Source organism: Caldisalinibacter kiritimatiensis (genome assembly GCF_000387765.1).
GTDB classification, from domain to species: Bacteria; Bacillota; Clostridia; order Tissierellales; family Caldisalinibacteraceae; genus Caldisalinibacter; species Caldisalinibacter kiritimatiensis.
Genome location: NZ_ARZA01000150.1, coordinates 1 through 325, shown reverse-complemented (window position 1 = coordinate 325; position 325 = coordinate 1). Strand labels below are relative to the sequence as shown.

Here is a 325-nt window from a genome sequence, read left to right as displayed (position 1 = left end):
AAAGATAAAAGACAAAAGAGTACTGAAACTAATAAGAAAATATCTAAATTCAGGTGTAATATTAAAAGATATGCTAGTTAAAACAGAAGAAGGTGCTCCACAAGGAGGTCCACTAAGTCCACTACTTAGCAATATACTATTGGATGAACTAGACAAAGAATTAGAAAGAAGAGGACATAAATTTTGTAGATATGCCGATGATTGCAATATTTATGTTAAGAGCATTAGAGCAGGAAAAAGGGTCTTAGAAAGCATAACTAAATTCCTTAAATACAAACTAAAACTCAAAGTCAATAAAGAAAAGAGTGCAGTATCGTCTCCTACT

1 protein-coding gene is annotated in these 325 nt (G+C 31.4%); it reads left to right on the top strand.

The window, feature by feature from the left end; translation table 11 throughout:
• The coding region (locus tag L21TH_RS07180) for a reverse transcriptase domain-containing protein (protein WP_034429639.1) at positions 1-325 on the top strand (325 nt) is incomplete at both ends.